Here is a 24,639-nt window from a genome sequence, read left to right as displayed (position 1 = left end):
TTGTGTTCGACATATTTCGCGTTATCTCCTGCATGATATCCGTTACTGAATGAGATCAAGACCCCAATGCTGGTCGAAGCCGCCAGCATCCGTTGCTTGCACGAGATTAGCTGCGGAAGCGGAGTGATTGTCCGGCGTAATGAGCAGTCCGTTACCCCGATTGACGATCTTGTAATAGCCGTCGCCCGTAGGGATGAACTGCCATTGCTGGTCAAGCGCTCCTTCGTACGCCCATTGGATAAGCTGCACCGAGGTTGTCGCATGACCGGACGGGGTGATGACCAATCCGCTTGCCGAATTGACGATTTTATAATAACCCGAGCCGACGGACACGAATTGCCAGTATTGGTCGCTCGCCTTATCGTCGTTCCATTGGATTAGATGCGTAGCGCCCGTCGAATGGGCATTCGGCGTGATGATGAAATTCTGCGGCCGGTTGTTGATTTTATAGCTGCCGCTGCCAAAATTAGAATTGTTGTACACCTCGAATTCCCAGACGGAAGGCGTTCCCCCGCCCGTCTGGCTAATGTTCAGCCGGACCTTGCTTGCCGTCACCAAAGCGAAGCTGTCCGTCTCGTAAGCGTACGGAATGGCTCCGCTGTAGGCGTTAACCCATGAAGTGCCGTTCCAGTATTGGATCTGATAGGCTTTGATCTGTTGGCCGGCATCGACATATTCCCGGATACGCGCTGTATTGAAGGTAACGGCGGCACCGAAATCGATTTCCAGCCAGCCACCGGCAGTGCTGTTGGAAGCCCACCGGGTATAATGCAAGCCGTCGACAGCCTTGGCCGCGTTGAATGCGGCAATGTTCTGGTAATAACTGCTGGCCGTTGCCGTCTTGTTATAGGCCAGATTCGCCCCTTTCCACGGATGGACCGTCGACACCGTGCCGTTCCCCGCGCCGGCGCTAGCCATAATATCCAGAGCGTGCGTGTCCCAATTGCCCCCGCTAACCGAGACGTTGTTGGCGCAGGAACTGACGGTCGGGTTTTTGAAAATAGACAGGTTACTGGAGAAATAGTTGTATTCGCAGTCGTTGTTGCGGCTTTTGAAATACTCGAATCCGTAATCGTTGCCCATGAACCAATAGTTCGTCTGCCCGTTACGGCCGTCAATGACGTTGTCCTCGATCGAATAATAGGAAGTTCCGCTGTCCAAGTAAATGTAGGTGTACATGTTATGCTGATCGCTAATATAATTGTACTGCATCTTGGAGCCGTTCTGCTGGCCAAGTGTATAGATGCCGCCGCCGTCGAACAGCACCTTCATATAATCGTACACCCTGTTGTATTGAATGGTATTGCTGCCGATCGCGTCCGGATTGTAGGAAACAAAGTAATCCGCTTCCCCCCATCCCCAGCCAACGGAAATGCCGCTGTAAGGAACGTCGTAAATTGTATTGTGGTCGATGAGCAGGTTTTTGACGAAGCCTCCGAATATGCCGACGGCGCCTGGGATTTCATTGCCGATCTTCGTGACCGTATTGTTCGAAACGACGTTGTTGCTGACGATGGCCCTCGCGTCCGAAGGATTGCGGTCGCTCATCCCGAGCTCGTTCAAGCCGTTTTTCACGGCGCTGTAATTGACGTCCCCGATGTTGATGCCGTTGATGGAAATGTCTCGAATCAAATTGTTGTTCACGACATTGTTCTGGCTTCCGAGGTCGAAAGCGATGCCGCTCGAGCCTATGTGCTCAACGATGCAATTCTCGAACTTGATGCCTTTGGCGAACTTGAAGTCCAACGCCGACGAGGAAAGCTCGTTAAACGCGCTCGTCATTTGATCCGTTGCCTTTATATGCGTAACTCCGGCCTGGTGGTCCGCGTGTCCCTCGTTCGAACCTGGCTTCAGGTAGGTCGTGTAGGAGAACGTGATTCCGGTAAACTGAACGTTCTGCAGCAGACTGTTCAGCGACCCGCTGCGGTTGCCGTCGATCAGCATTTCCAGCTTCGGCAAAATAAATGAAGAGGTGCTCATGTTCTGTCCCGCGAGCGGCTTGTAGTACAAGTATCCCGTCGTCCGGTTCAAGTACCACTCGCCAGCCGTGTCGAGCAACTCGTACGCGTTCTCGATCACCTGGGGATACGTCATGCCGATGGCGTATTGTACATGGTACTGGGTCGTTCTCCAGAAAGGCTGCTTCATATAGATTTTGCCGCTTGCGATGTGGTCGACCGCTCCCCACTGGACCGTCCATTGGACGTTCTCATGGATTTCGATGTCGGACGGGTTTTCCCAACTGCCCATACTGGCATACGAACCGGAAGCAGGGAGGTTAAATCCGTTGGACGAGTCCAACGTGAACCCCGTCGGGGTCGTTTCGCTTCTCGCTCGATTAGCCCGAATGCCGTTCACGTATAGGTGCCGAGAATAGAAGCTCGTTCCCACGAAGGCACGGTAAATATTTTTCGAGGAATCGTACAGACTCCATCCCGTGACTGGAACGCCCCCGCTGACGATTGGCGTTTCCCCCGGATAGTTCTTGTACATAACCTGATAGCCGTTCGTTCCTGAGTCTTGGGAGTTTAGCTGCAACGCAGAAGACAGTGCGTAGGTTCCGCCCCGCAAATAAACGACGATGTCCCCGGTCATATTGCCGTTAACCGTTCTTACGACGTCCCTCGCTTTCTGGAGGGTCGCAAAGGGCTGGGCTAATGTACCGGGATTGGAATCGCTGCCTCCGGGCGAAACATAATAGGTCGCCTGGGTGCCCGCCGACGCGAGGTCCGGGGTAACGGACAGGGAAACCACGATCAAACAAGCCGCAATAAGGATTTGGCATATTTTTCTCATGCGTCAAGATCACCTTCCTTATCGTTATGGGATGAGCAAGCCGGACACGAACTGCGCGTACCAACGGGATAGAAAATCGTTCGGATGGTTCACGTTGTTGCCCGTCATATCGCTGAAATATTTGGTCATAAGCAATTGCTGGTGTATGCCTGTCATATTTGCCGTCACAACACCCGTGTTCGCCGCGGCGATTTCGTCAAGCTTCGCCATATACAGCGGCTGTTTATCCAAGAAGTTGGATTCAGGGTTTGGCAGCGTCGTTCCGACGAGAATGAATTCGGCCTGGGGATTCGTCTCGCGAACCTTCGTGATGATCGCTTGAATGTTGTTCTTGTACGTGACCGGATCGAGCGCCGGATCAGGAAACTTCGGAGTTCCATCGTTCATGCCGAAAGCGATGATGACGAGATCGGGATTCTGGTCGGCAACGAGCGTCTTGGCATTGTCTTTGCCCCAGTCCGACATCTTGCCGCCGACGGAAGGATTGACGAAATGGATAGACGAGTTGTAGTTTTTGCCTAGCTTGTACGCCACGAGCGTTCCCCAGTTAGGCAAGTACGGAGGAGAATTGATATAGCTGCTCGCGGTCGCCCCGACCGATATGCTGTCCCCGTACAGGACAAGCTTGACCGGGCTGGCATTGTTCAACTTTGCCATCGTGTGTGTAAAGGTGCTTCCAGCGAATGCCGGCTGCGGACCGCTCCAAACGTTCGTCGCATGGGTATAGGTAACGACGATCTGCCGGTTAAGGAAGAAAGGCCCTTCGCGGAAAATGAGATACCCGCCGTCCGGCCGCCCAACCGCTTCATTCGGAACATAGGTGGCAGGATACATGTCGGCCTGGTTCATGTAAGGGATGCTTGTACCTGCCTTCAGCTTCAGCTTGCCGCCTACATATTCCCAATCCTTGCCTTCTACGAATTCCTTGTCGAGACGGGCGCTCTTGACCGATAAAATCTTTGTCGGAGTAAAGAGCAGCGGCGCTTCGGGCAATTGCCCGTTCGCGGAAATCATCAGGATCGATTCGTTGTTCATCGTATCCCCTTGCCATAACGGCTGCATGGCCGTCTCTCTCGGATCGCATGTATAGACGAACGCGTCCAAGTCGAAGCCGATGCTCGTCGATGCGGCGTTTTTCTGATTTTTGGCGACGACCTTGATCTTATGCGGCCCACTCGTCGGCCAAGTCTTGGCGTATAACTCTGTATGCCACTGCCTTGTCGGCCCGTAAGTGTCCACAGATGTCGTCGGCGTCCCGTCGATGTAGATATCGACAATGCCGTGATCCGTATTCTTGGAGCCGAAATACTTGACGGAGTCGCCCGTGAAGGAATACTCCGCGGACGCGCCGGCAGTCATCGTCCAATGCTCGGTCTGATTTATGGCATTAGCAAGCTGATTTGAGCTGCTAAAAGTACCGCCCGAGTAAGCGATGCTTGCACTGGAATCGTCGATCACATTGCTGCCGTAATAGACCTTCATGGCATCTACAATGAGATAGGAGCCGCTCTGCTTCACGGCTTTAAACGTATGCGTCCCTTGCGGCAATCCGGTTATGCTGTAAAGGGTTTGCTGTGCGTTCCAGCCGGAGCTATAGGCATCTACCGTCGTCTGGTAGACGTTGTCGATAAAGATGTCCACCTTCCCTTGCGCCCCTGACTTTTCCGTAATGTAATCGACCCCGGAGCCCGTAAAGGAAAACTGGAAGTAGTCCCCGTTCGCGGTCGTCGCATGCACATCGTTCTGGTAATCGCCCGCGCCCCTGTTGGATAACAGGGCCCAGGCATTGGTCGTTCCCCCGAAAACATACCCCCAAGCTGGTTCGTCGTTAGCAATTATGAAACCGCCCGGGTCGGCCGCCGTTCTGACCGCGACTTTTGAGCTCACGAGATTGGAGCCGGCGCTATCGTAAGCGTTCAAATAATAAGCTTTAGCCGTGGACGGAATCGAAGCGGTCAATGTGCCGCTCGCGGCGTTGACCGCGGCGCTCGTCTCGTTCCAGTTAATCTTCGTGTGCAAGTTGGCCGTGCCGTAGTTCTCTTTCCAATTTGCATCCTCGGTGTACACCAACTTGGCGCTGGAGGCGGCCGAAGAAGACTCATAATTCGCCGTAACTGTCGTGCCGTTGTCGTTCAAGGAAGTGAACTTGAGCAGCGGGGTTCCCGCAAGAAAGTAGGAATCGACGAATTTTCGAATTTCGGGCGTATTGTTCCACGGTTCGCCGTAATCGTGGATCATGTCGGTTTTAATCCGGGTTTTTACCGTTCCCTTGAGAAGCTCTGAAGATTTCTTGAAGCTGTCGATCGGGAAATAGTCGTCGTTATTGCCGGTCACCCAGAAGGTCGGCATGTTCGCGTTAGCCAAGTAGTTGTGCGGATCGAAATGATCGACCCATGACTTCGAGAACATCGATCCGGCCGCGTCTTGCAGCAGGCTGTTCTCGTTCAGGTAACCCGTTCCGTACACGGGAACGGCCAGGCTCAGCCGATTGTCGACGCCCATCAGGTTCGACAGCGTAAAGCCGCCCCAAGAAATACCCATCGCGCCTATTTCCGCCGCATCTACCTCTGGCCGCGACTTCAGAAAAGATACTGCGCGGATGGCAGCGGCGACCGCGTGATAGTGCCAAGTATCCAAAACTTCCGCGTCCGTCGTATTGAAATTCCCCGCGTCCCAAGGCCTTCCATCCGGCATTGCGACCTGGCCCTGCTTTCCGTTCAAGTCAATGGCGATCGCAGCGTAGCCGTAGCTCGCCCACTGCTGGGCCCACTGCTGATAAGCCTCCCCGCCTCCGCCGTGGATCAAGACGATTGCAGGCACCTTCTGCCCTGCGGGAATGTTGGAGGGAACGGAATAGTAGGCAAAAACCCGGGACATGTTACCCAAATACTCGGTATTTTTATATTTCAGGCTGTAGTCCGGCCCTACGCTGTCCACCCACTCGATGTCCGAGGCGGCAGGAGCTTGGAAAAGCTTTGCGTTCGAACGCCACGGATTGCGTATTCCTTTATAAATGCCGACAACTTCATCTTCGTTCATCGCCCACTTGTATACCCGGACCTCGTCAATCGCGCCTTGAAAGGCGTTGCCGATGGAATAGCTCGTGGTCGTAGCGCCGACGGCGCCGCTGAACGGACGGGTATCCTTTAGCTCGGAATCCAAGTAAACCTTGACCTCGCCCCCGTTATACGTGCCCAGCACATGGTACCATTGCCCGATGGCAAGTCCCGACGCGCTGAAATAAGCGTCGACATAGCCCGGGGAACCGATTCCGTTCAACACCCGGAAGTTGATCGTGTTCGCAGCTTTGTTCCCGTACAGGGTATAGCCCTTCAGTCCTGCACCGTCCTGATTGTTATACAAAATCGGGTAAGCATTCGTTTGGGCCGCGAGGCTTTGGTCCAGCTTAAACCAGAGGGAAACGGTAAGATCTCCGGTAATATTAAGCTCTGGGGAATTGCCGATAATGGCGCTATTGCTGCCGCTAAAGCTGAGCGCGCTACCCAGAACTCCGTTCGCCGTCCATGAAGCGCCTACGGTCGCGTTATTCGCCGCAGCATCGTCGACAGCCGCATCGGCGGCAGACGTCCCGCTTCCTTCGTCGAAAGGCCAATAGGCCGCGAGTTGGGGAGCCTCACCTCGATCCGCCGGCAACACCGCCGCTTGCGTCTCCCTTTCGGAGCCGACAAGGGATAAAGCTTGAAAGGCTAGCAATACGACAAGGAAACTTCCCATCTTTCTCTTGCGTTTCGTAGACATCATTTTTCCTCCTTCCGAATTCCCATTTTCATGGGTGCAATCCATCGTGAAGCGCTTTCATAATTGCAAGGATGTATCTCCCTCATTTTAAACCCGCAAACAAGAGGTTGTATTTATCAAATCCGGTAACGAATGATTTCGCTCTCCACGGCTGGACGCCTGCTTTCTAACCCCGGTTTACACAATCAGGAACAATTGGTCCGGTGCAGCCCCGAGCGTTTTATTTACAAAACTAGCGGCTTATATTAAATTGAGGCTAGGAATGGCAGTCCCAGACTGGAAAGGCGGAAAGGACTGAACCCTCATGTACATTCGGCAATTCGAACAGATCGTTTCAGAGGGAATAAACAAAGACATCGGTGGCGGCATTCATCCCTTCCACGAGTTGCTGTATATTTCTTCCGGAGAGGCGCTCATTCATTGGATCGACCATACTTACAAAGCGAAAGGACCTGCTTTGTTCATCGTTACGCCCTCATCCCCGCATCACGTCAAACAAATTACGCCTTCTTTGCAATGCTGGTTCGTCGAGCTTCGACTGCAAGCTTCCGATTACATGCCAAGCTTAGATACGATCCTCGCCTGGAATTCCATGCAAGGCAATCTTCAATGGAACGGGAGCGAAATAGCGGGATTGGCGGCAACCTTGACTATGATCGAACAAACACTGTGGATCCCGCACCTGAAGCGGACCGACGAGACGTTCCGGCGAATTGTATCCTGCGATATCCAGAAGCTGTTGTTCTTGATCGATCATGTTGTTCATATTCGCGAAGCTCGCAAGAACCATTCCGCGCCATCGGCCCAACTGTCCGATAGATGGTCTGCCCATAATCATATTTACGACCTCATTCGGTACACGGAAATGTATTTTACGCATGAAATCACTTTGGACAAACTCGCGGAACGATCCGGATATACGCCCTCTTATATTAGCCGGTTGTTCAAGGAGATGACCGATTTGACTCCGCAGCAGTACTTGTACGAACTGCGGATGCATGCCGCCACCTCTTACCTTCGCACGACGAAGATGAGCGTTCAGGACATCGCGGAAGCGGTCGGCTACCCCGGCATCCATTATTTCAGCCGGATGTTCAAGAAGAAATTCGGGGACAGTCCCACCGAGTGGAGAAAAACGCATACTGCCGATTAACGTCGGCACGCGCTGCGGGCAGCCAATAAAAATCCCATTCCACGATGATGTGGAATGGGATTTTTGTCTAGTAAATCCGATAAGTCGTCTCCACGACCTTCTCGTTATCCTCGGAGTCCGTCACCCGGATCTGCGCTTTCCATTGGCCAGCGAACGGTAGATACGGCCCTTCCGCCGAATAAGTGGACTTCTTATAGTCCGGAAAAGCGTCCATTTCCTCATCGGTATACTCCTTAATCGGCACATCGATGAATCCCATGCCTTCCTTATCCAGCGGCAACAAGCGTAACTGCACGGTTTTCGGAACACCTTTCCCGATGGATTCCGGCAGCCATATTTTAAGCGTAAACTGGTTATCTCCCGGCGTGTTCGGCGTCACTCTCAGCGTAACGTGCATCTCGGTTCCCATCCGGTGAAAATTGAGTTCTTTATTCGCGGGCAATGGGGTTTGATACGTAAGCACACCCACGCTCAGCACGATGGCTGCCAATAATCCTACATCTATCTTTAGTAAACTGCCATGCGGAAGGTCGCCTTTCTTCAGACGCAGCCGAATCATGAACGCCGTGATCGCTACAAGCAGCGATATCGCGGCTTTGGCGATCAGCCATTTGCCCCATGCGGTATAAAACAAATATTCAAGAGAAGGTAGGAAATCCAAAGTGGACAGCACTCCCGTTACCCACAGAACCATGAACGAAATAAGCGCCCATTTGGAGAAAAGAAGAGCAAATCTGCCCGCTTCCGGCCTTTCCTTGTACCAAATAGCCAGAAGCAGCACCAACCCTGCGCTCCATAGAGAGGCGGCGGCCAAATGCGCGAAATCCAATCCGATCGTATAAGCGATTGGGTTAAACGCCGCGGCGTGTCCGGACCACGCTTCCACGAATAGCGCTGCAACAGCCCAGAATAGCCGCGCCGCCAAGCCGAGCGATGGCAACAATGGAGCAGCCAATGCCAGCAACAGCTCTGCTATGTAGAGCTTTCCGATCGTCGTTTCCGTCAATATCCGCCCCCACTCCGATAGCGGCTCCCCTTGACCTAAATCCTGCAAACTGAAAAACACGTAGGCCATCGTCGCAATAAGTGCGAATTTCCCCGCAATTGCCAGCGATTGATTGCGCATCTCACGCACGACCGAAGTTGATTGGCGATGCAAGCTCCATAATGCGAGACCCGCAACGACAAGCAGCCCCGCATAATACATAATTCTCGATGCATAAAGAAGAAACGATTGCTGGGATAAGCCCGCTCCCCCGTGATCATGCGAGTGTCCGACCTGCTGATGGGGATCTAGCTGGCTTGCATCCGGCAGCGGAGCAGGATTGCCGACCGTAAATACGTAAGCGCCCGATACCGGATGGCCATCCGCGGATATGACGGAATAAGAGACGGTATAGTATCCTTCGCCAAGCTTCGGCAGCGCAATCCGCAACCCTTTGCCTTCCTTAAAGCTTTCCGGTTTTCCCTTGGCAACGTTGCGGGACGACTCATTCAATACGAGCAGCTTCGCTCCGCCTTTATCCAATTTTTCATTAAATACGATTTCGATCGACGGCGGACTAACGTCCATACGCGAATTCGCCGATGGCGTTGTTTGTTCCAATGCGGCATGGGCTTCCGCATGTCCTACGAAACTCAAAACCGAGAATACAAGCAATAGGATCAGCAAACCCACCCGAAAAATTTTTCCATGAAAATGACCTTGCGAAAACCGATGAATCTTATCGGATAATGTCATAAAAACGACCTCCTGCTTTCTCTTTCTCTCGTTTTCTTCATGATCGGGACTCTGGAACCATAGCCCGTATCCCCCTTGACACTCGCTACATATTGTTATAACTTCTTCATACGGAAACAATATCTTGTGTTATCCATGGATGGAGGGCGTAATAGGTTGAACATAATTAAACGCAATGGTCAAGTAGAAGAGCTTATTTTTTCCAAAATGAAAAAAGTTATCGATTTCGCGTGCGTAGGGTATCCCGGGTGCGATTCCTTGGAGCTTGAAACAGCGCTTCTGCCGCATTTCCGCAACAATATCGCCACCAAAGAGATCCAATCCACGCTCATTCGCGTAGCCGTAGAGAAAACAACCGCAGAGGAGCCTGATTGGCAATTCGTTGCCGCTAAACTCCACGTCTACGATTTATATAAGGAAGCCGCGGTTCACCGCAAATACGGTTATTTCGGATATGGCGACTTCTACTCCCTTATTACGTATTTGACAGACAAAGGCCTGTATGGCAAATACATTCTCGAGCATTACTCCCGCGAGGAAATCCGCGAGTTGGGTAACTACATCGTACCTGAACGGGACTACCTCTTCAACTATATCGGCATCAAGACGTTATCGGACCGTTACACCATCCGCGGCCTTCAAGGCGAAACGCTTGAGCTTCCGCAGGAATTGTTCATGGGAGTCGCCATGCACTTAGCCATGAAAGAGAAGGACAAGCTGCATTGGGCACGCAAGTTCTACGATGCGCTTAGCTCCCTTCGCATGACGGTAGCTACGCCTACGCTTGCCAACGCACGCAAACCGTTCCACCAGTTGTCCAGTTGTTTCATCGATACGGTTCCGGACAATTTGTGGGGCATTTACAATACCGATATGAACTTTGCGCAAGTATCCAAATTCGGCGGCGGCATGGGCATCTATGTCGGAAAAGTAAGATCCCGCGGATCCGCTATCCGTGGATATAAAGGCGCCGCCGGCGGCGTCATCCCTTGGATCAAGAATTACAACAATACCGCGATTGCCGTTGATCAACTGGGAGTTCGCTCAGGCGCGGTTGCCGTTTACTTGGACGTATGGCACAAGGATATTTTCGATTTCCTCAACTTGAAAACAAACAACGGGGACGATCGCATGAAGGCGCACGATATTTTCCCCGGTGTCTGCATACCCGATATATTCATGAAAACCGTGCAGGAGCGCGGCTCCTGGTACTTGTTCGACCCGCACGAAATTCGGACGACGATGGGTTACTCCATCGAGGATTCCTATGGCGATGAATTTGAACGCCGTTACGAGGAATGCGTTAAGAACCCTTCGCTTTCGAGAGACGAAGTTCCGGCTATAGACATTATGAAGAAGCTGCTTGCAAGCAGCTTCGAGACGGGAACTCCTTTCGTGTTCTATCGCGATACGGTGAACCGCGCCAATCCTAACAAACACAAAGGTACCATTTATTGCTCCAACCTATGCACTGAAATTTGCCAGAACATGAGCGCCGCCGAGCTGATCTCGGTCACTCAAGACGACGGCATCATTACTTCCCAAGTCAAAGCCGGCGATTTCGTCGTTTGCAATCTGTCCTCCATTAACTTGGGTCGCAACTTGACCAAGGAAGAGATCGCCGATACGGTTGCCGTTCAGATGCGCATGATGGACAACGTTATCGACTTGAACCACTATCCGACCGCGCAAGCGAAAATCACGAATAACAAGTACCGTGCCGTCGGACTCGGCTCCAGCGGTTACCATCAGTGGCTTGCCCATCACCGCATCGCCTGGGAGTCGGAAGAGCATCTTACGGCAGCGGACGAGCTGTATGAATGGATCAACTACTGCGCGATTAAAGCGAGCATGGAATTAGCCGAAGAGAAAGGCTCCTATTCCCAATTCGAAGGCAGCGAATGGCAGACGGGCGAATACTTCACGCGCCGCGACTACACGAGCCCCGAGTGGAAAGAGCTTCAGGCTGACGTCGCTTCCAAAGGCCTTCGCAACGCTTGGTTGTTCGCCATCGCGCCTACGGGATCCACATCCCTGATCAGCGGATCAACGGCTGGAATCGATCCGATCTTCGCGAAATTCTGGGTCGAAGAGAAGAAGAACGCCGTTATCCCGCAAACCGCGCCGAACCTGTCGCCGGAAAACATGTGGTTCTACAAGGAAGCCCATCACATCGACCAGTTGTGGAGCATCAAGGCTGCCGGCCGTCGTCAACGTCACATCGACCAATCTCAGTCGTTTAATCTATACGTTACGCCGACGATCAGCGCCAAGGAATTCCTTGACCTGTATATGGCCGCATGGGAAAACGGACTCAAAACCGTCTACTACTGCCGCAACAAATCTCTCGAAGTCGAAGACTGCGTAAGCTGTTCCGCTTAATATAAAAAAGCGAGTTAACCGGCGTTTTTTCGGCCTTGGTATGGATTGGTCTTGCGATTCATCATTTAATGTTGCCGCGTAAGCGGAGAGAATCGTTTCTCCTGGAGAGTTTACGTGCAGTCTTTGAAATCGACTTGTTTCCGCCAATCGGAATCAAGACAAGTCGATTTCAACAACTGCCGGAAGGAGAAATGCATTCTCGCAGCGGTTATTCGGCAACTATTTTCAGGAGGAACAAAGAAAATGGATGAGCAATTAACGAGAAAAAAACTGTTTAACGAGCACGGTGACCAGGACTGGGGCAAACGCCGAATCATCGGAGGCAACACCACCAACCTGATCGAGCTCAATAACGTGAAATATGAATGGGCTACGAAGATGTACCGCACGATGATGAACAACTTCTGGATTCCCGAGGAAATTCCGCTCGCCCAGGATGCGAAAGATTACAAGCTGCTGTCGGAAGCGGAGCGCAAAAGCTATGACCGGATTATCAGCTTCCTCATCTTCCTCGATTCCTTGCAAACGGCGAATTTACCAAACGTGAACGAATACGTTACGGCTCCTGAAGTTAACTTGTGCTTGACTGTTCAAACGTTCCAAGAAGCCGTTCACAGCCAAAGCTACAGCTACATTCTAGACAGCGTATGCTCCGCGGAAGCCCGCGATGAAATCTATAATCTGTGGCGTAACGACGAGAGATTGCTTGCCCGCAACCGGTTCATTACCGATTTGTACGAGAATTTCATCGCGGATTCTTCCCATAAAAATCTTCTTAAGACGATTATGGCCAACTACATTCTCGAAGGCATCTATTTCTACAGCGGCTTTAGCTTCTTCTATGCGCTCGGCCGTCAAGGAAAAATGCTCGGTACCGTATCCGAAATTAAGTACATCCAACGCGACGAGTTGACTCACCTGGCGTTGTTCCAGAACATTTTCCGCGAAATCCGCAAGGAAAATCCGGACCTGTTCACGCCTGAACTGGTTGAAGAGCTGCGCCAGATGATGAAGTTTGCCGTCGAAACGGAAATATCGTGGGGCCAGTCGATTACGAACAACGAAATTCCCGGACTCTCCGCGGAAATTATCGACAGCTACATTAAGTACTTATCCAACGAACGCTTGAAGATGCTCGGCCTCGAAATCCTCTATCCGGAAATTACGGAGCACCCGATGCGCTGGGTCGAAAGCTTCAGCAACATGAACAGCATGAAAACCGATTTCTTCGAGCAAAAGGTAACGAACTACAGCAAGTCGTCCAACTTGAACTGGGGCGACCTTTAAAATAGTTTATCGAACAAAAACCCTTCGCATCCGTAATCGGGAACGAAGGGTTTCTTTTATATTGCATATATATGCATAACATTGTATAGTTATAAATAACAACCTCATACAAAGAAACAACGGCGCCGCAATTCGTCCGAAAGCGTAAGCTTTAGCGAATGGTGAGCGGCTTAATAGGGAAGTCGGTGCGAATCCGACGCGGTCCCGCCACTGTATCGGATGATTAGAACTCGTTCATCCGCAGCCAGAGAGACCTGCCGTTGTTTTGGAACAGCCAAGGAACCTACGGAAGATAGGGATGATCCGGCACATGTTATGCATAATCGCACAAGCATGTTTGCCTTTTTAAACTATCTAAATTGGGGCGAAGATGCTTTTTTGGTGTTCATTTGAAGGTTCAAAAAAACAATTGAAAGGTGTGGCGCTTGTAATGGCAATCGTATCGACGGCCGGTCTCGGCTACCCGCGCATTGGGGAAAATCGCGAATGGAAAAAATTGTTGGAGGAATTCTGGGGCGGGAAGCGCGAAGAACAAAGCTTTCAGAAGGAAATGCGGGAATTGCGAATTCGACGTCTGCTCCGACAAAAGAAATCAGGCGTTGCCTGGGTACCCTCCGGAGACTTTACTTTGTATGATTCCGTGCTTGACCATATTGCGGCATTCGATCTTATTCCTAGTCGATTCCGTCATCTGGGAACCCCTGATTCTTTGGCCGTCTATTTCGCGATGGCTCGCGGCATAGAAGGTGCGCCTGCGTGCGAGATGACGAAATGGTTCGACACGAATTATCACTATCTCGTACCTGAGTTAGCCGACCAACCGAATCCTAAGCTTGTATTCAATCCTTGGCTGGACGCTTTTACGGAAGCCAAACGCGAGGCCGGCTTGTTAACGCGTCCCGTTCTCATCGGTCCTTATACATTAGTTCGACTAGCCAAAGGCGTACCTTCCTCCGCATTCGCCGACGTTGTTCGCTCATTCATCCCTGCTTACAATTCCGTTCTGGAACAATTGGTCAAGGCTGGTGCCGGTTGGGTTCAATTGGATGAGCCTTCGCTCGTAACCGATGTGCCGCAAGAACATCTAGCGTTATTGAAGGAAGTATACGGTGCGCTTAAATCTTCGAATCCGAAGCTTCTCATTCAGCTTCAAACTTACTTCGGAGCAGTTGAGCATCCGGAAGCCGTCTTCTCTCTTCCTGTCGATGCGATCGGTCTGGATTTCGTGCGGGGCAAAGATGACAATCTGAACGCGATTAGAAAATACGGCTGGCCTATAGGCAAGAAACTCGGCGCAGGTGTCGTTGACGGGCGCAGCATATGGAGGGTAGACCCGGACCAAGCTTTGGGTTTACTTGAGGAACTGGCGACTCAACTTCCAGCTGACCAGCTAATCGTTCAACCCTCTTGCAGCTTGCTGCATTCACCGGTAACCGTTGCCGTAGAGACCAGCGGGGACGACATCGTTCGCGGCTCGCTCTCTTTCGCGGATCAGAAGCTGGAAGAAGTCGTTGCGCTAAGCGAAGCATTAGAGGCTCGGTTGAATGGCGGAGTTGGCGAGTTATCTCCCCGTCTAGAGGAAAACCGCGCAGCGTTGGCTGCTCTGCGGAACCATCCCGCTAGGCATCGTGCAGCCGCTCAGGGCTCAAGCGAGGAGAGCGTCAAGGGGCGTGCGCCGTTCGCTGAACGCCATGCTTTGCAGCTTGAGCGCTTTAATTTGCCGCTCCTTCCTACGACAACCATTGGCAGCCTTCCGCAAACGGCCGATATCCGTAAAGCCCGGCTAGACTGGCGTCGCGGTAAACTAAGCGATGATGCCTATCGCCAACTGCTGCAGGAACGGACGGAACTGTGGATTCGCCGCCAAGAGGAAATCGGCATCGATGTTCTAGTTCACGGTGAATTCGAGCGTACCGACATGGTTGAACATTTCGCCCATTTGCTGGATGGCTATCATTTTACGACGAACGGTTGGGTGCAATCCTATGGCTCGCGTTGCGTCAAGCCTCCTGTCATCTATGGAGACGTCATGGATCGTGGCGCCATGACGCTGGAGGATACGTTGTATGCGCAGTCGTTGACCGATCGTCCGGTCAAAGGGATGCTGACTGGTCCAATCACTATGCTAGCTTGGTCGTTCTACCGCAACGACATTTCCCGCAAGGAAATTGCCGATCAAATCGCGCGAGCATTGGATGCAGAAGTGTTGCGCCTGGAAGCAGCCGGCATAGGCATGATCCAAGTCGACGAGCCTGCGCTCCGCGAGATCGCACCTCTGAAACGCCGGGAATGGCCCGAATACCTGCAGTGGTCGGTTAGCTCCTTCCGTCGCAGCGTAGCAGGCGTCCGCGATGAAACCCAAATTCATACTCACATGTGCTACTGCGACTATCATGAAATCATTGATGCCGTCGAAGCGATGGATGCAGATGTTATCTCGCTTGAGACGTCCAGAAGCCACGGCTCCTTGATTCATGCACTGGAGCATCAACCCTATGCCAATGGCATCGGACTCGGCGTATACGACATTCACAGCCCTGTCGTTCCGGAAACCGAGACGATGCTTGCGGTCATTCGCGATTCACTTGCCGTCGTCCCCGCAGACCGTCTCTGGGTCAACCCCGACTGCGGTCTCAAAACGCGCGGCGAGCCCGAAACGCTGGCCGCGTTAAAGCGTATGACTGAAGCTGCTGTGCTCGCTCGGGCGGAACTGGTAACCGCATAAAACACATTTAGGTAAGTTAAACACAAAAAAACCGTGGGCAGGCAACTATACCTGTTCACGGTTTTTGTTGTGTCGATTGTTAGTGCCACATTTCCATCTAATCAAATTCGACCGCGTACCCGCCCCTCACCCTTATCTCTAACCACATCCGGCCACCAATCCCCGTCTACCAGAGGATAACCTCGCGATTCCGTCCATATGTACACCCAGCCCGACCAGGCGGGATCATCTGCATCCGTTATCCAAACTCTTTCGTAATCGTTTGATTCTTCTATTCCGACAAACCCTTCCAAAACATCGAGCGTTGGCATGCCTGTTATACGAATGTCCATCCACATGCCGCGAACGTACCGATTCGGATCGAGCAATAAAGCCGGATAGGGGCCATAATCGACGAGTCTGCCGCGAATACGCCCTGGATGTGCCGCTAACAAATAAGGCTCGATGACACTATAATTCGTCAAGCCTGGCAGCAACGACCCGTAAACAAAAACTCTGACCGCATGGTGTCTGACCTGATGCCCTTCGCTCACGCGATCGTCTCCTTCATAGTGCGCTTGCCTTTATCCAACTCGAACAACGAAAGAAATTGCTCGGGCGGAACGGGCCGGGAGAAAAAGTACCCCTGCGCTTCCTGGCACTTCAGCTCCTTGAGAAAAGCCACTTGCCCCGCGCTTTCTACCCCCTCGGCCGTAACCGTCAGGTTTAAGTTTCTCGCCATAGCAGAAATGCCCGAAACGATAGCCGCGTCGTTACGATCGGTCAAGACATCGTTAACGAACGATCGGTCGATCTTCAGCTTGTCGATCGGAAAACGTTTCAAATAATAAAGCGAGCTGTAACCTGTACCGAAGTCATCGATGCTGATCCGGACGCCAAGCTTCTTAAGGCGCTCCAGCATCTCTGTCGCGAAGGTTACATCCGCCATAATACTCTCCGTAATCTCAAGCTCCAGCCATTGCGGCGACAAGCCGGTTTCTTCCAGTACCTTTTCGATACGCTCGCACAGATCGTGCTGACGGAATTGGCGAATGGACAGGTTAACCGACATTACGATAGGAGGAAAGCCTTTGTCCTGCCAAGTTTTCATTTGCTGGCAAGCATTGCGAAGCACCCATTCGCCAAGTGGAAGAATAAAACCGTTCTCTTCGCAAAGCGGAATAAATTCAGAAGGAGGAAGCTCCCCTTTCTGAGGATGACTCCATCTGAGCAGAGCTTCCGCCCCGACCAGAATCTCATGCTCCAGATCAACCAATGGCTGATAGGCGAGATGGAACTGTCCCAGTTCCAGGGCGATACGCAAATCGTTTTCCAGCAGCAGCTTTTCTTTGGCTTTCAAATTCATCTGGATGGCGTATCTCTTCCAGCTGTTTCGAGCTTCTTTGGCGCTATACATAGCCGTATCGGCATTTTGCAGCAACAGATCAAGAGAATTGCCGTCATCCGGAAACAGTGCCATTCCGACGCTGCTCGTAATATGGAATGCGGAAGGTCCGACTTTCACCGGAAGCTCGAATGCATCCACCAGACGCTGAGCGGCTGCCTCCGCTTCTTTTTCCCCATTAATATCGCTTAGAATTACCGTGAACTCGTCTCCGCCTAATCGGAATACATTTTCCGGCTTTTCCGTGAATTTAGCCAATCTTTCAGCTACCGCGACCAACAGACGATCTCCGAAAGCATGGCCCATGGAGTCGTTGATCGTTTTGAACCGGTCCAAATCGAGCCATAATAACGCGAACCGGCTTCTTTCAAGCGCCGAACGCCCCATCTCCGCCCTAACCCGTTCCGCGAATAACCGACGGTTAGGCAGTGCCGTAAGCTCATCGTGATACGCCAAATAATTGATGCGTGCTTCCGTCTTCTTCTGCCGTTTGTAGGGCTCCTCGATCAGAACGAAATAGATGCCCTTCAATAGGCAATAGTAACCCGCCAGCTTAAAGCAATCCCCGATCAGATTTTGCAGCGAGCCCGTCCCTGTTCCTAGCGACTCTTCGATCTTGGCAAGAAACAGCCAGATAAGCGCTTGGACAATTGTAAGCATAGATGCGGGTCTTTCAATTCGATTGCGGAACAAAAGGATACAAATACCTGCCGCATAAAGCAGCAAAGTTGAGATTAGTTGAATAGGAGCAAGCCTGTCGATGAACGATTGATTCCAATTTTGCGTCTTAAAAACAAATATCGAAACGATCGCCACCGTAAAAACAACGGGGATAATCGCGTAAATGCGAGTTCGGGACTTAACCATCGGATTCCTCATCGAGAAAACAATAAGAAGTCCGAGTGCGCTTAGCCATTGCGAGATCCAATTTAAGAGGAGACTCGGCGTATCTCCGACAGCGGCATCGAATAAGGGCATTTCCGGAGAACTGGCTGTATGCAATAAATCAAGCAAGCCAATTCCCGTGAACAATGCGGCTGTCATAAGCCGTTGCCTGCATAATGTCGGTACGAAAACCATCCAGCCCAATATCAAAATAGCAAAACAAATAGCGAATGCCAACGATTCCAGCATTGTATGCATGGCTTGACGATTTATATGTCCGAGTATTTGCTCCAACCAATCATTGCCCCACTGTATTAAACAAAAAGCCGAAACGGCTGCGATAACCATCCCTATTGTTTTTAATTCGGCGCGATTAATCGACATTTCAGGCCCCCGACGATTTACCTATTCTAAGAAGAAAGACTTAGGTTTCCTCTCTATATTTTCCACATGAATAGTCGGTTTCCTGCTAGTTGGAAAATCATTCGACAATATTTCGACAAATTTCGTCTAAATTCTTCCCGGCGGTTGTATGGAAACACCCGATGATCGCAAGCGATGAGCGATTTGCTCGGCATGCTCTTTGGCTTTGGGCGTATCTCCGTGAAGGCATAGGGTTTGAACTTGACCGGCTCTTGCTAAAGAGACCGCTTGGTTAACGGCAGATTCGGTATTTTCTATTACAGCTCCGGGCAAATGCCTAGGAACCAGACTTCCATCCGGCATATATGCCCTGTCTGCAAACCCTTCCGATATAAAACGAATTCCTTCGCTATCTGCAGCGGCATGCAAACAACTTCCGGATGGACCGTAAAGCAGCAGTTCGGGCTCAAGCAGGCGAATGACCTTAACGATCGTTTGCGCCATTTGCTCATCTCTTGCCGCCATATGATATAGAGCCCCGTGCAATTTAACGTGCTGCAGCCTGCCATCGTACGCTCGCACGAACGATTGGAGCGCCCCAACTTGATAGAGAACGAAGTGACCGGCTTCCTCGGGCGTGACCGCCATCTCGCGACGGCCAAATCCAAGCCGGTCCGGCAATCCTGGATGCGCGCCGATGGCAACACCGTGCTTCAGGCAGCTTTCCACGGTTTTACTCATCGTATGCGGATCTCCCGCGTGAAATCCGCAAGCGATATTAGCCGAAGAGACGTATTCCAACAGGGTTTCATCCGAACCCCATTCATAAGCGCCGAACCCTTCCCCTATATCCGCGTTCAAATCGATCGTTATCATCTAATTACGCTCCCCTACCTTTCTAAGTCCTATGAGCGGGCAAACATTGACATTCCCGCTTTCAATATCGCCAAATCTTTCTCACGCTCTCTAAGGGCTTGCTCAGCCGTCCCGATATCGGTCAGCTTAAAGCCAAGCCAATCCCCAGGTACCGCCTGAGCCAGCAGCGGTAAATCCGCGCTTATGACATGCGCGATCTTCGGATAGCCGCCGGTAGGTTGGCAGGCCGCCGCAAGAATTATCGGTTGCCCGTTCGGCGGGACCTGAATGGTGCCAGAGACGACACCGTGCGATTGCAGCTCTTCGTGCTTATCCCTTATTATAGCTCCGCCCGACAGTCGCAGTCCCATGCGATCGGAGGAAGCTTCAATACGGTAGGGCTCATTGAATAGCCGCTTCCGTGAATCAGGCGAAAATTCCTCCCATTCGGCACCTAGGAGCACTCGCAACGTAATGACGCGCGACTCAATTAAGTTAGTTTGAGTTGCCTGATAGGCTGCTCCCTCGGGCCAGCCCATCGTACACCAGCTAACGGAGCTCCAGCGGGCATGGCTATCGATCATTTTCTTTCTCAGCTTAGCTTTAAGCATATCCGCCTGTTCAGAAGACTGCAGAGAACCAAGCCAATCTCCCGTCTTCAAAGCTCTGCCGAAACCCCCGCCCATCCGCGCCCTAGGGTCCGCACTTCGACTTCCAAGCAGATAGGGAACATCGATTCCCCCCGATATCGCGAGATAGGCTCGGCAGCCGGATACGGCCCGCCCGAAAGACAATGTCGTTTCTTGACTCAGGTACACGGGTCGATTCATAGGCAATCGCTCCCCATTCGCAGTTGCCTCAAGATCGGCGCCGCATAAGGAAATGAGCAAATCCTGCTCGATGAGATAACTTCCGCCGATCAAGGTCAACTCCAGAACGGCGGCATCCTCGTCGTTGTTGACAAGGAGATTAGCCGTTCTCGCCGCCGCCTCATCCATGGCTCCCCCAACACTTACACCGAATCTTTGCCATCCTTTGCGTCCCAGATCTTGAACAGTCGTAAGCAGTCCGGGCTTCAGCACCGTAAGCGCGGGAATCAGCTGATTCCTTTTCGCTTCCTCCGGAGTCGGTATGTCCTGCGAGACTATCGGAGCTTCAGCTAGTTCCTCTAGTTCCTCAAACTCCTCAACCGGAACGAATTTCACAATATCCCCAGGCGCAAGGAGAAAGGGATCATCCGCTTCGAGCCGGAATAACCGTTTCGACGTTCTGCCTATAATCTGCCAACCGCCCGGCGAAGCAACGGGATATACCCCCGTTTGGTTACCGGCTATGCCGACCGCTCCCGCTGATACCTTCATGCGCGGAGTGCTATGGCGCGGCTGCGCCAAAGTGTTATTCAATCCGTTTAAATAAGGAAACCCGGGCGCGAATCCAATCATGGCAACCTCATAAGCAGCCTCCGCATGACGCTGAACGAATTGTTGCTCCGTGATCCCGCTTCTCTTAGCGCTCTCCGCAAGATCGGGGCCTTGCTCGCCGCCGTAGACAACCGGCAATTCTACTTGCCTCGGCGGGGGCAGTTGGTTGTCCGATATCGAGTCCAATGACCGAACAAGCTCATCCGCAGCCAGCTTTAGGGAGAAAGTATGATAACACAAATGTATCGTTATCGTTCGGTAAGCGGGTACCGCTTCCTGAAACCACGGAAAAGCTAGTTCCTCGACGGCACGAGCTTTTGCAGCTAGAGCTGCGGTCGAAACGGGCCCCGTCCATAAAAGCGTAAGAGCGCGGTCACCCAACGGTTGTACGGAAATCGCCGAATTGCGCACAATCTCTCCCCTTTCACAACTATGATTTGCAACTTTTTCGGATAAAACGTTACAATTATAATATCGGCAAGGGAGGATTGGTTCAAAAGTGGAAACATACGACTTGGCGGATCTCGCCATTAATCAAGGGCCTGCAACTTGGAGCCTCGCATTCTCACGCGCCAAGCTCATGATCGTTTCTGAATATGGCACGCGCCTGTGGTTCATCGACGTTGAAGGCATGACGGACGAGAATCTTCTTAAACAGTTCGCGGATTCCGATGAAATCGGAGTCGACGTGAAAGCAACGACGATCGGGGGGCGCCAGATGCGGGGAAGGGCATTTTTCCATCCTAACCCGCAGCATCTCGCCGCCGCCATTCGAGGGGATGGACAATTAGAGGGCTACGGGCAGCCATGAATCAATGGATGACATGGATATCCAAGCTGAGATGGGCTATTCTCGTTGGATGGATTGTGATAGCTTCCCTCTCTTTCTTCTTGTTGCCGGATCTGCAAACGGTCGTGCGCAATACGGAACAGAAGTTTCTGCCAGCCAACGCCGAGTCCGTTCAGGCGACTAGGCTATTGCAGCAAATTAATCCGGCTTCGCGATCCTTTTCGAATGCGGTAATCGTTCTTTCAAGGAAGGGAGGATTACGGGATGCGGATAAAAGCTGGATGAGCGATTTTCTAGCACAATTAGAGTCACGCAAAGAAGAATTGCATATCACCAGCTTGCTAACGGCCCAGACGCAGCCGGAACTCGCCGAACGATTGCTGAGCAAGGACGGTTCGACGATGCTCGCTATCGTCAACTTGCCCACGACCGACTTCCAGGATGAGACGAGAACGACTCTGGACCAGCTCAAACAATTGCTCAAGAGCTCTCCGGTTGGAACGATGGCCGCATTGACAGGCGGCGCAGCGCTATCCCAAGACTTTCAGCAATCCTCTCAGAACGGTTTACATAGAACGGAAATACTGACTATAGGTATCGTGCTCGTCATTTTACTATTCGTATTCCGATCGCCGGTCACTCCCCTTATTCCTCTTGTCACGATTGGGATCAGCTTTGTCATTTCGCGAGGTTTGATTGGAGCGGCAACTGCAATCGGAGTTCCGGTTTCCCATTTCACCGAATCCTTCCTCATCGCCGTGCTTTTCGGAGCGGGTACGGACTATTGCATCCTTATGATCCAGAGATATCGCGAAGAATTCCTGTCAGGCGGTGACGGCAACGCACTAGCCGCCATGTCCAGAATGATGAATGGGATAGGAAAAACGATTATTTACTCAGCGAGCACCGTCTTTATCGCCTTTCTTATCATCGGTCTCGCAGAGTTCGGCTTATACCGCTCTGCGATTGGCGTAGCCATAGGCATGGTAGTAACCGTCTTCGCATCTATGACGCTAGCTCCCGCCTTGCTGCTCATATTCGGCAAAGCGATTTTTTGGCCTCTGCGTCAAGCAAGCTCCAACGGACACGATGACTCAAGGATTTGGGGAAATCTCGCCTCCTTAGCTTCGAAGAGATCGGTTATGGTGTTATTGTCGGCAGTTATTTTCCTCGCGCCTTTGACGCTGCTCTTTCATGGCAAACGCTCATTCGACGACATCTCGGAGATGAGCCCCGCTCTTGCGTCCGTGATCGGTTTCCGTCAAGTGGAAAAGGCGTTCAGCCAGGGTGAAGTATTCCCCGTTACGATGGCTATTACTTCAAAGCAATCCATGCGCACCCCGACAGGACTTGCCGCGCTGGAACAGGCCAGCTCCGAACTGACGAGAGTGCAGGGCGTAAGAGAGGTTAGAAGCGCCGTTCGCCCTCTCGGACATAAGCCGGAAGAGCTGACGGTCCCGGGACAGCTTAAAAGTCCCGATGTCAACTCCATCATCAAATCCTTATTGGAGCAACAACAATCTTTATTAGAAGGGCTTAAAGCGTTAGCATTGGGAGCCGCTCCGCTAAGCCAGGGTTATATCGGAATATGGCCGGCTATCCGGCAACTGGAAGGCGCTTTAAGCGAATTGCTCGCTTCCCAGCTAGACGGGATGAAACGCGTCTCTAAACCAGAGAAGAAGACGGAGGAACAAGCCATTGCGGAGCGTGCCGCAGCCAAGCGCAAACAACAAGCGTTAGACTATTATATTTCACCGGATGGATTAACGACGAAGTTCGAGCTTATTCTCGAACCGAATCCCTATTCCTCCGATGCGTTGAATGCGGTTCAAGGAATTACGCAGGAGCTTCGCGAAAGCCTGAATGCGACCGCGCTTGAAAGTCCGGAAGCGTTCGCCACCGGAATTTCGGCCAAGTACAATGAGCTGCGCGACATTTCTTACCGTGATTTTGTAAAAACCGGATTGCTCGTGCTCGCGGGTATTGCCATCGTGTTAGTCGTTTTGCTTCGTTCCATCGCGGCACCTTTATACGTTCTTATTTCGCTTGGATTTAACTATTTGATTACGATGGGTTTATTGGAGTTTTTGTTTGTGAAAATATTAGGATTTCCGGGTTTATCGTGGACGGTTTCCTTTTTTATTTTCCTCATTATCGTGGCGCTTGGGGTCGATTACAGCATCTTCCTGATGGCTCGGTTCAAAGAAGAATATCGCCCCGGGGAAGCGGTTATGGCGATGGACAAAGCGATGAGAACTACCGGCGGAATCATCGGCTCGGCAGCCGTCATTATGGCGGGAACGTTCGGTGCCCTCAGCTTCTCGGGCGTTGACACGCTTGTTCAGATCGGAGTGGGTACCTTAATCGGTTTGCTGCTGTACGCCGCTCTATTCATGGCATTAATCGTTCCGGCATTCGCTTTCCTGCTCGGAGAGGCCAATTGGTGGCCGTTTCGTAAAAAGAAGGCGGATTAGTTCAAGCTATTTAAGCCGATTCTACCTTCGAGAAAACGGATCAACGCTTCAAGCTCCAACTGTTGAATGTGTTCCAACAAGCTGCGCGTTTCTTCTTCGCCGTAACGGCTTTCTTGAATGGCTATTGCGCTAATGAAAAGGTACGGATTCCAGTTTCCCTGCATCACCATTTTATCGAACGTTTCCTTCAGCGGGCCGCTAGGGATGTTCTGCTCTCGCAGAAAGCTAGCCGCTCTTGATTGCAGACCATGAAAAGCCGGATGATCGCCCGCTTGATGGAACCAATATTTCGCGTTGTCGAAATCGCCTTCCCTCCGATGCATGATTCCGTGCAGAGCCGCGCCTGACGGAGTTTCCAGATGCTCGACTAGCTCATGCGCCGCAGCCAAGCTGTCATTCCATAGATGCAGCGCTGCCTTCCAAGCTTGGGAAGACATTAAGCCGTCAGGGCGTCCGTCGGCCAATCGTTCTTCCGATAGGGCTGCGATATCTTCATCCAATCGGGGATGCCATGCATAGTCCGGCGATAAAGACGGCAAACTTTTGCGGCTTCTTAACCGGGAAATTACGGTGTACCCTTCTCCGGCTTCGTCCTTCATTTCAATCCCTCCCCAACAGACCATC

General features: G+C 51.8%; 14 protein-coding genes and 1 riboswitch. Of the genes, 6 read left to right on the top strand and 8 right to left on the bottom strand.

Features of this window, described 5'->3' with window-relative positions; genetic code table 11:
- Window positions 1-42: 42 nt before the first annotated feature.
- Together K7P76_RS20500 and K7P76_RS20495 are read right to left on the bottom strand one after the other, a co-directional pair.
- Entirely contained in the window at window positions 43-2,796 is a 2,754-nt protein-coding gene (locus K7P76_RS20500; protein ID WP_232187175.1) for an RICIN domain-containing protein, read from the bottom strand.
- A 24-nt stretch (window positions 2,797-2,820) separates the two neighbouring features.
- Window positions 2,821-6,555: a LamG-like jellyroll fold domain-containing protein gene (locus tag K7P76_RS20495; protein ID WP_232187174.1), complete on the bottom strand. Its 3,735-nt coding sequence runs from the start codon at window positions 6,553-6,555 to the stop codon at window positions 2,821-2,823.
- 304 nt (window positions 6,556-6,859) lie between these two features.
- Here K7P76_RS20495 and K7P76_RS20490 point away from each other — a divergent pair, with 304 nt between their 5' ends.
- Window positions 6,860-7,708: an AraC family transcriptional regulator gene (locus K7P76_RS20490; RefSeq protein WP_232187173.1), complete on the top strand. Its 849-nt coding sequence runs from the start codon at window positions 6,860-6,862 to the stop codon at window positions 7,706-7,708.
- Window positions 7,709-7,775: 67 nt separating this feature from the next.
- Here the strand turns inward: K7P76_RS20490 and K7P76_RS20485 are convergent, their stop codons facing one another.
- Complete coding sequence (locus K7P76_RS20485) at window positions 7,776-9,449, bottom strand: copper resistance CopC/CopD family protein (RefSeq protein WP_232187172.1); 1,674 nt, start codon at window positions 9,447-9,449, stop codon at window positions 7,776-7,778.
- A gap of 156 nt (window positions 9,450-9,605) precedes the next feature.
- Here K7P76_RS20485 and K7P76_RS20480 point away from each other — a divergent pair, with 156 nt between their 5' ends.
- From K7P76_RS20480 to metE, 3 genes are all read left to right on the top strand, one after another.
- Window positions 9,606-11,831, top strand: a complete 2,226-nt coding sequence (locus tag K7P76_RS20480) for a ribonucleoside-diphosphate reductase subunit alpha (protein ID WP_232187171.1) — start codon at window positions 9,606-9,608, stop codon at window positions 11,829-11,831.
- 243 nt (window positions 11,832-12,074) lie between these two features.
- The gene (locus tag K7P76_RS20475) at window positions 12,075-13,118 is read left to right on the top strand and encodes a ribonucleotide-diphosphate reductase subunit beta (protein ID WP_232187170.1); all 1,044 of its coding nucleotides are present in this window, start codon (window positions 12,075-12,077) and stop codon (window positions 13,116-13,118) included.
- Window positions 13,119-13,234: 116 nt separating this feature from the next.
- Window positions 13,235-13,383: riboswitch (cobalamin riboswitch) on the top strand.
- 165 nt (window positions 13,384-13,548) lie between these two features.
- Entirely contained in the window at window positions 13,549-15,843 is a 2,295-nt protein-coding gene (gene metE / locus K7P76_RS20470; protein WP_232187169.1) for a 5-methyltetrahydropteroyltriglutamate--homocysteine S-methyltransferase, read from the top strand.
- Between the two features lie 101 nt (window positions 15,844-15,944).
- On the opposite strand, the gene K7P76_RS20465 is transcribed toward metE, so the two are convergent.
- The 4 genes from K7P76_RS20465 to pxpB all read right to left on the bottom strand — a co-directional run bounded on the left by K7P76_RS20465 (window position 15,945) and on the right by pxpB (window position 21,162).
- On the bottom strand, window positions 15,945-16,376 hold the full coding sequence (locus K7P76_RS20465) for a gamma-glutamylcyclotransferase family protein (protein ID WP_232187168.1): 432 nt from the start codon (window positions 16,374-16,376) through the stop codon (window positions 15,945-15,947).
- The gene (locus K7P76_RS20460) at window positions 16,373-18,496 is read right to left on the bottom strand and encodes a putative bifunctional diguanylate cyclase/phosphodiesterase (RefSeq protein ID WP_232187167.1); all 2,124 of its coding nucleotides are present in this window, start codon (window positions 18,494-18,496) and stop codon (window positions 16,373-16,375) included. Before K7P76_RS20460 ends, K7P76_RS20465 begins: the two co-directional genes overlap by 4 nt.
- 126 nt (window positions 18,497-18,622) lie before the next feature.
- Window positions 18,623-19,351, bottom strand: a complete 729-nt coding sequence (locus tag K7P76_RS20455; protein ID WP_232187166.1) for a LamB/YcsF family protein — start codon at window positions 19,349-19,351, stop codon at window positions 18,623-18,625.
- A 29-nt stretch (window positions 19,352-19,380) separates the two neighbouring features.
- Complete coding sequence (pxpB, locus tag K7P76_RS20450; RefSeq protein WP_232187165.1) at window positions 19,381-21,162, bottom strand: 5-oxoprolinase subunit PxpB; 1,782 nt, start codon at window positions 21,160-21,162, stop codon at window positions 19,381-19,383.
- Between the two features lie 88 nt (window positions 21,163-21,250).
- Here pxpB and K7P76_RS20445 point away from each other — a divergent pair, with 88 nt between their 5' ends.
- Together K7P76_RS20445 and K7P76_RS20440 are read left to right on the top strand one after the other, a co-directional pair.
- Window positions 21,251-21,562, top strand: a complete 312-nt coding sequence (locus tag K7P76_RS20445; RefSeq protein WP_232187164.1) for a hypothetical protein — start codon at window positions 21,251-21,253, stop codon at window positions 21,560-21,562.
- Window positions 21,559-24,015, top strand: coding sequence for an MMPL family transporter (locus K7P76_RS20440; RefSeq protein ID WP_232187163.1), 2,457 nt, complete (start codon window positions 21,559-21,561; stop codon window positions 24,013-24,015). Before K7P76_RS20445 ends, K7P76_RS20440 begins: the two co-directional genes overlap by 4 nt.
- Here K7P76_RS20440 and K7P76_RS20435 read toward each other — a convergent pair.
- Window positions 24,012-24,614: a hypothetical protein gene (locus K7P76_RS20435; RefSeq protein WP_232187162.1), complete on the bottom strand. Its 603-nt coding sequence runs from the start codon at window positions 24,612-24,614 to the stop codon at window positions 24,012-24,014. The two genes, K7P76_RS20440 and K7P76_RS20435, sit on opposite strands and share 4 nt — an antisense overlap.
- Window positions 24,615-24,639: the final 25 nt, after the last annotated feature.

The sequence above is a fragment of the Cohnella silvisoli genome (genome assembly GCF_021190915.1).
GTDB lineage: Bacteria > Bacillota > Bacilli > Paenibacillales > Paenibacillaceae > Cohnella > Cohnella silvisoli.
Note: the sequence above shows the minus strand (reverse complement) of the source record. Positions and strands in the feature narration are given on the sequence as shown.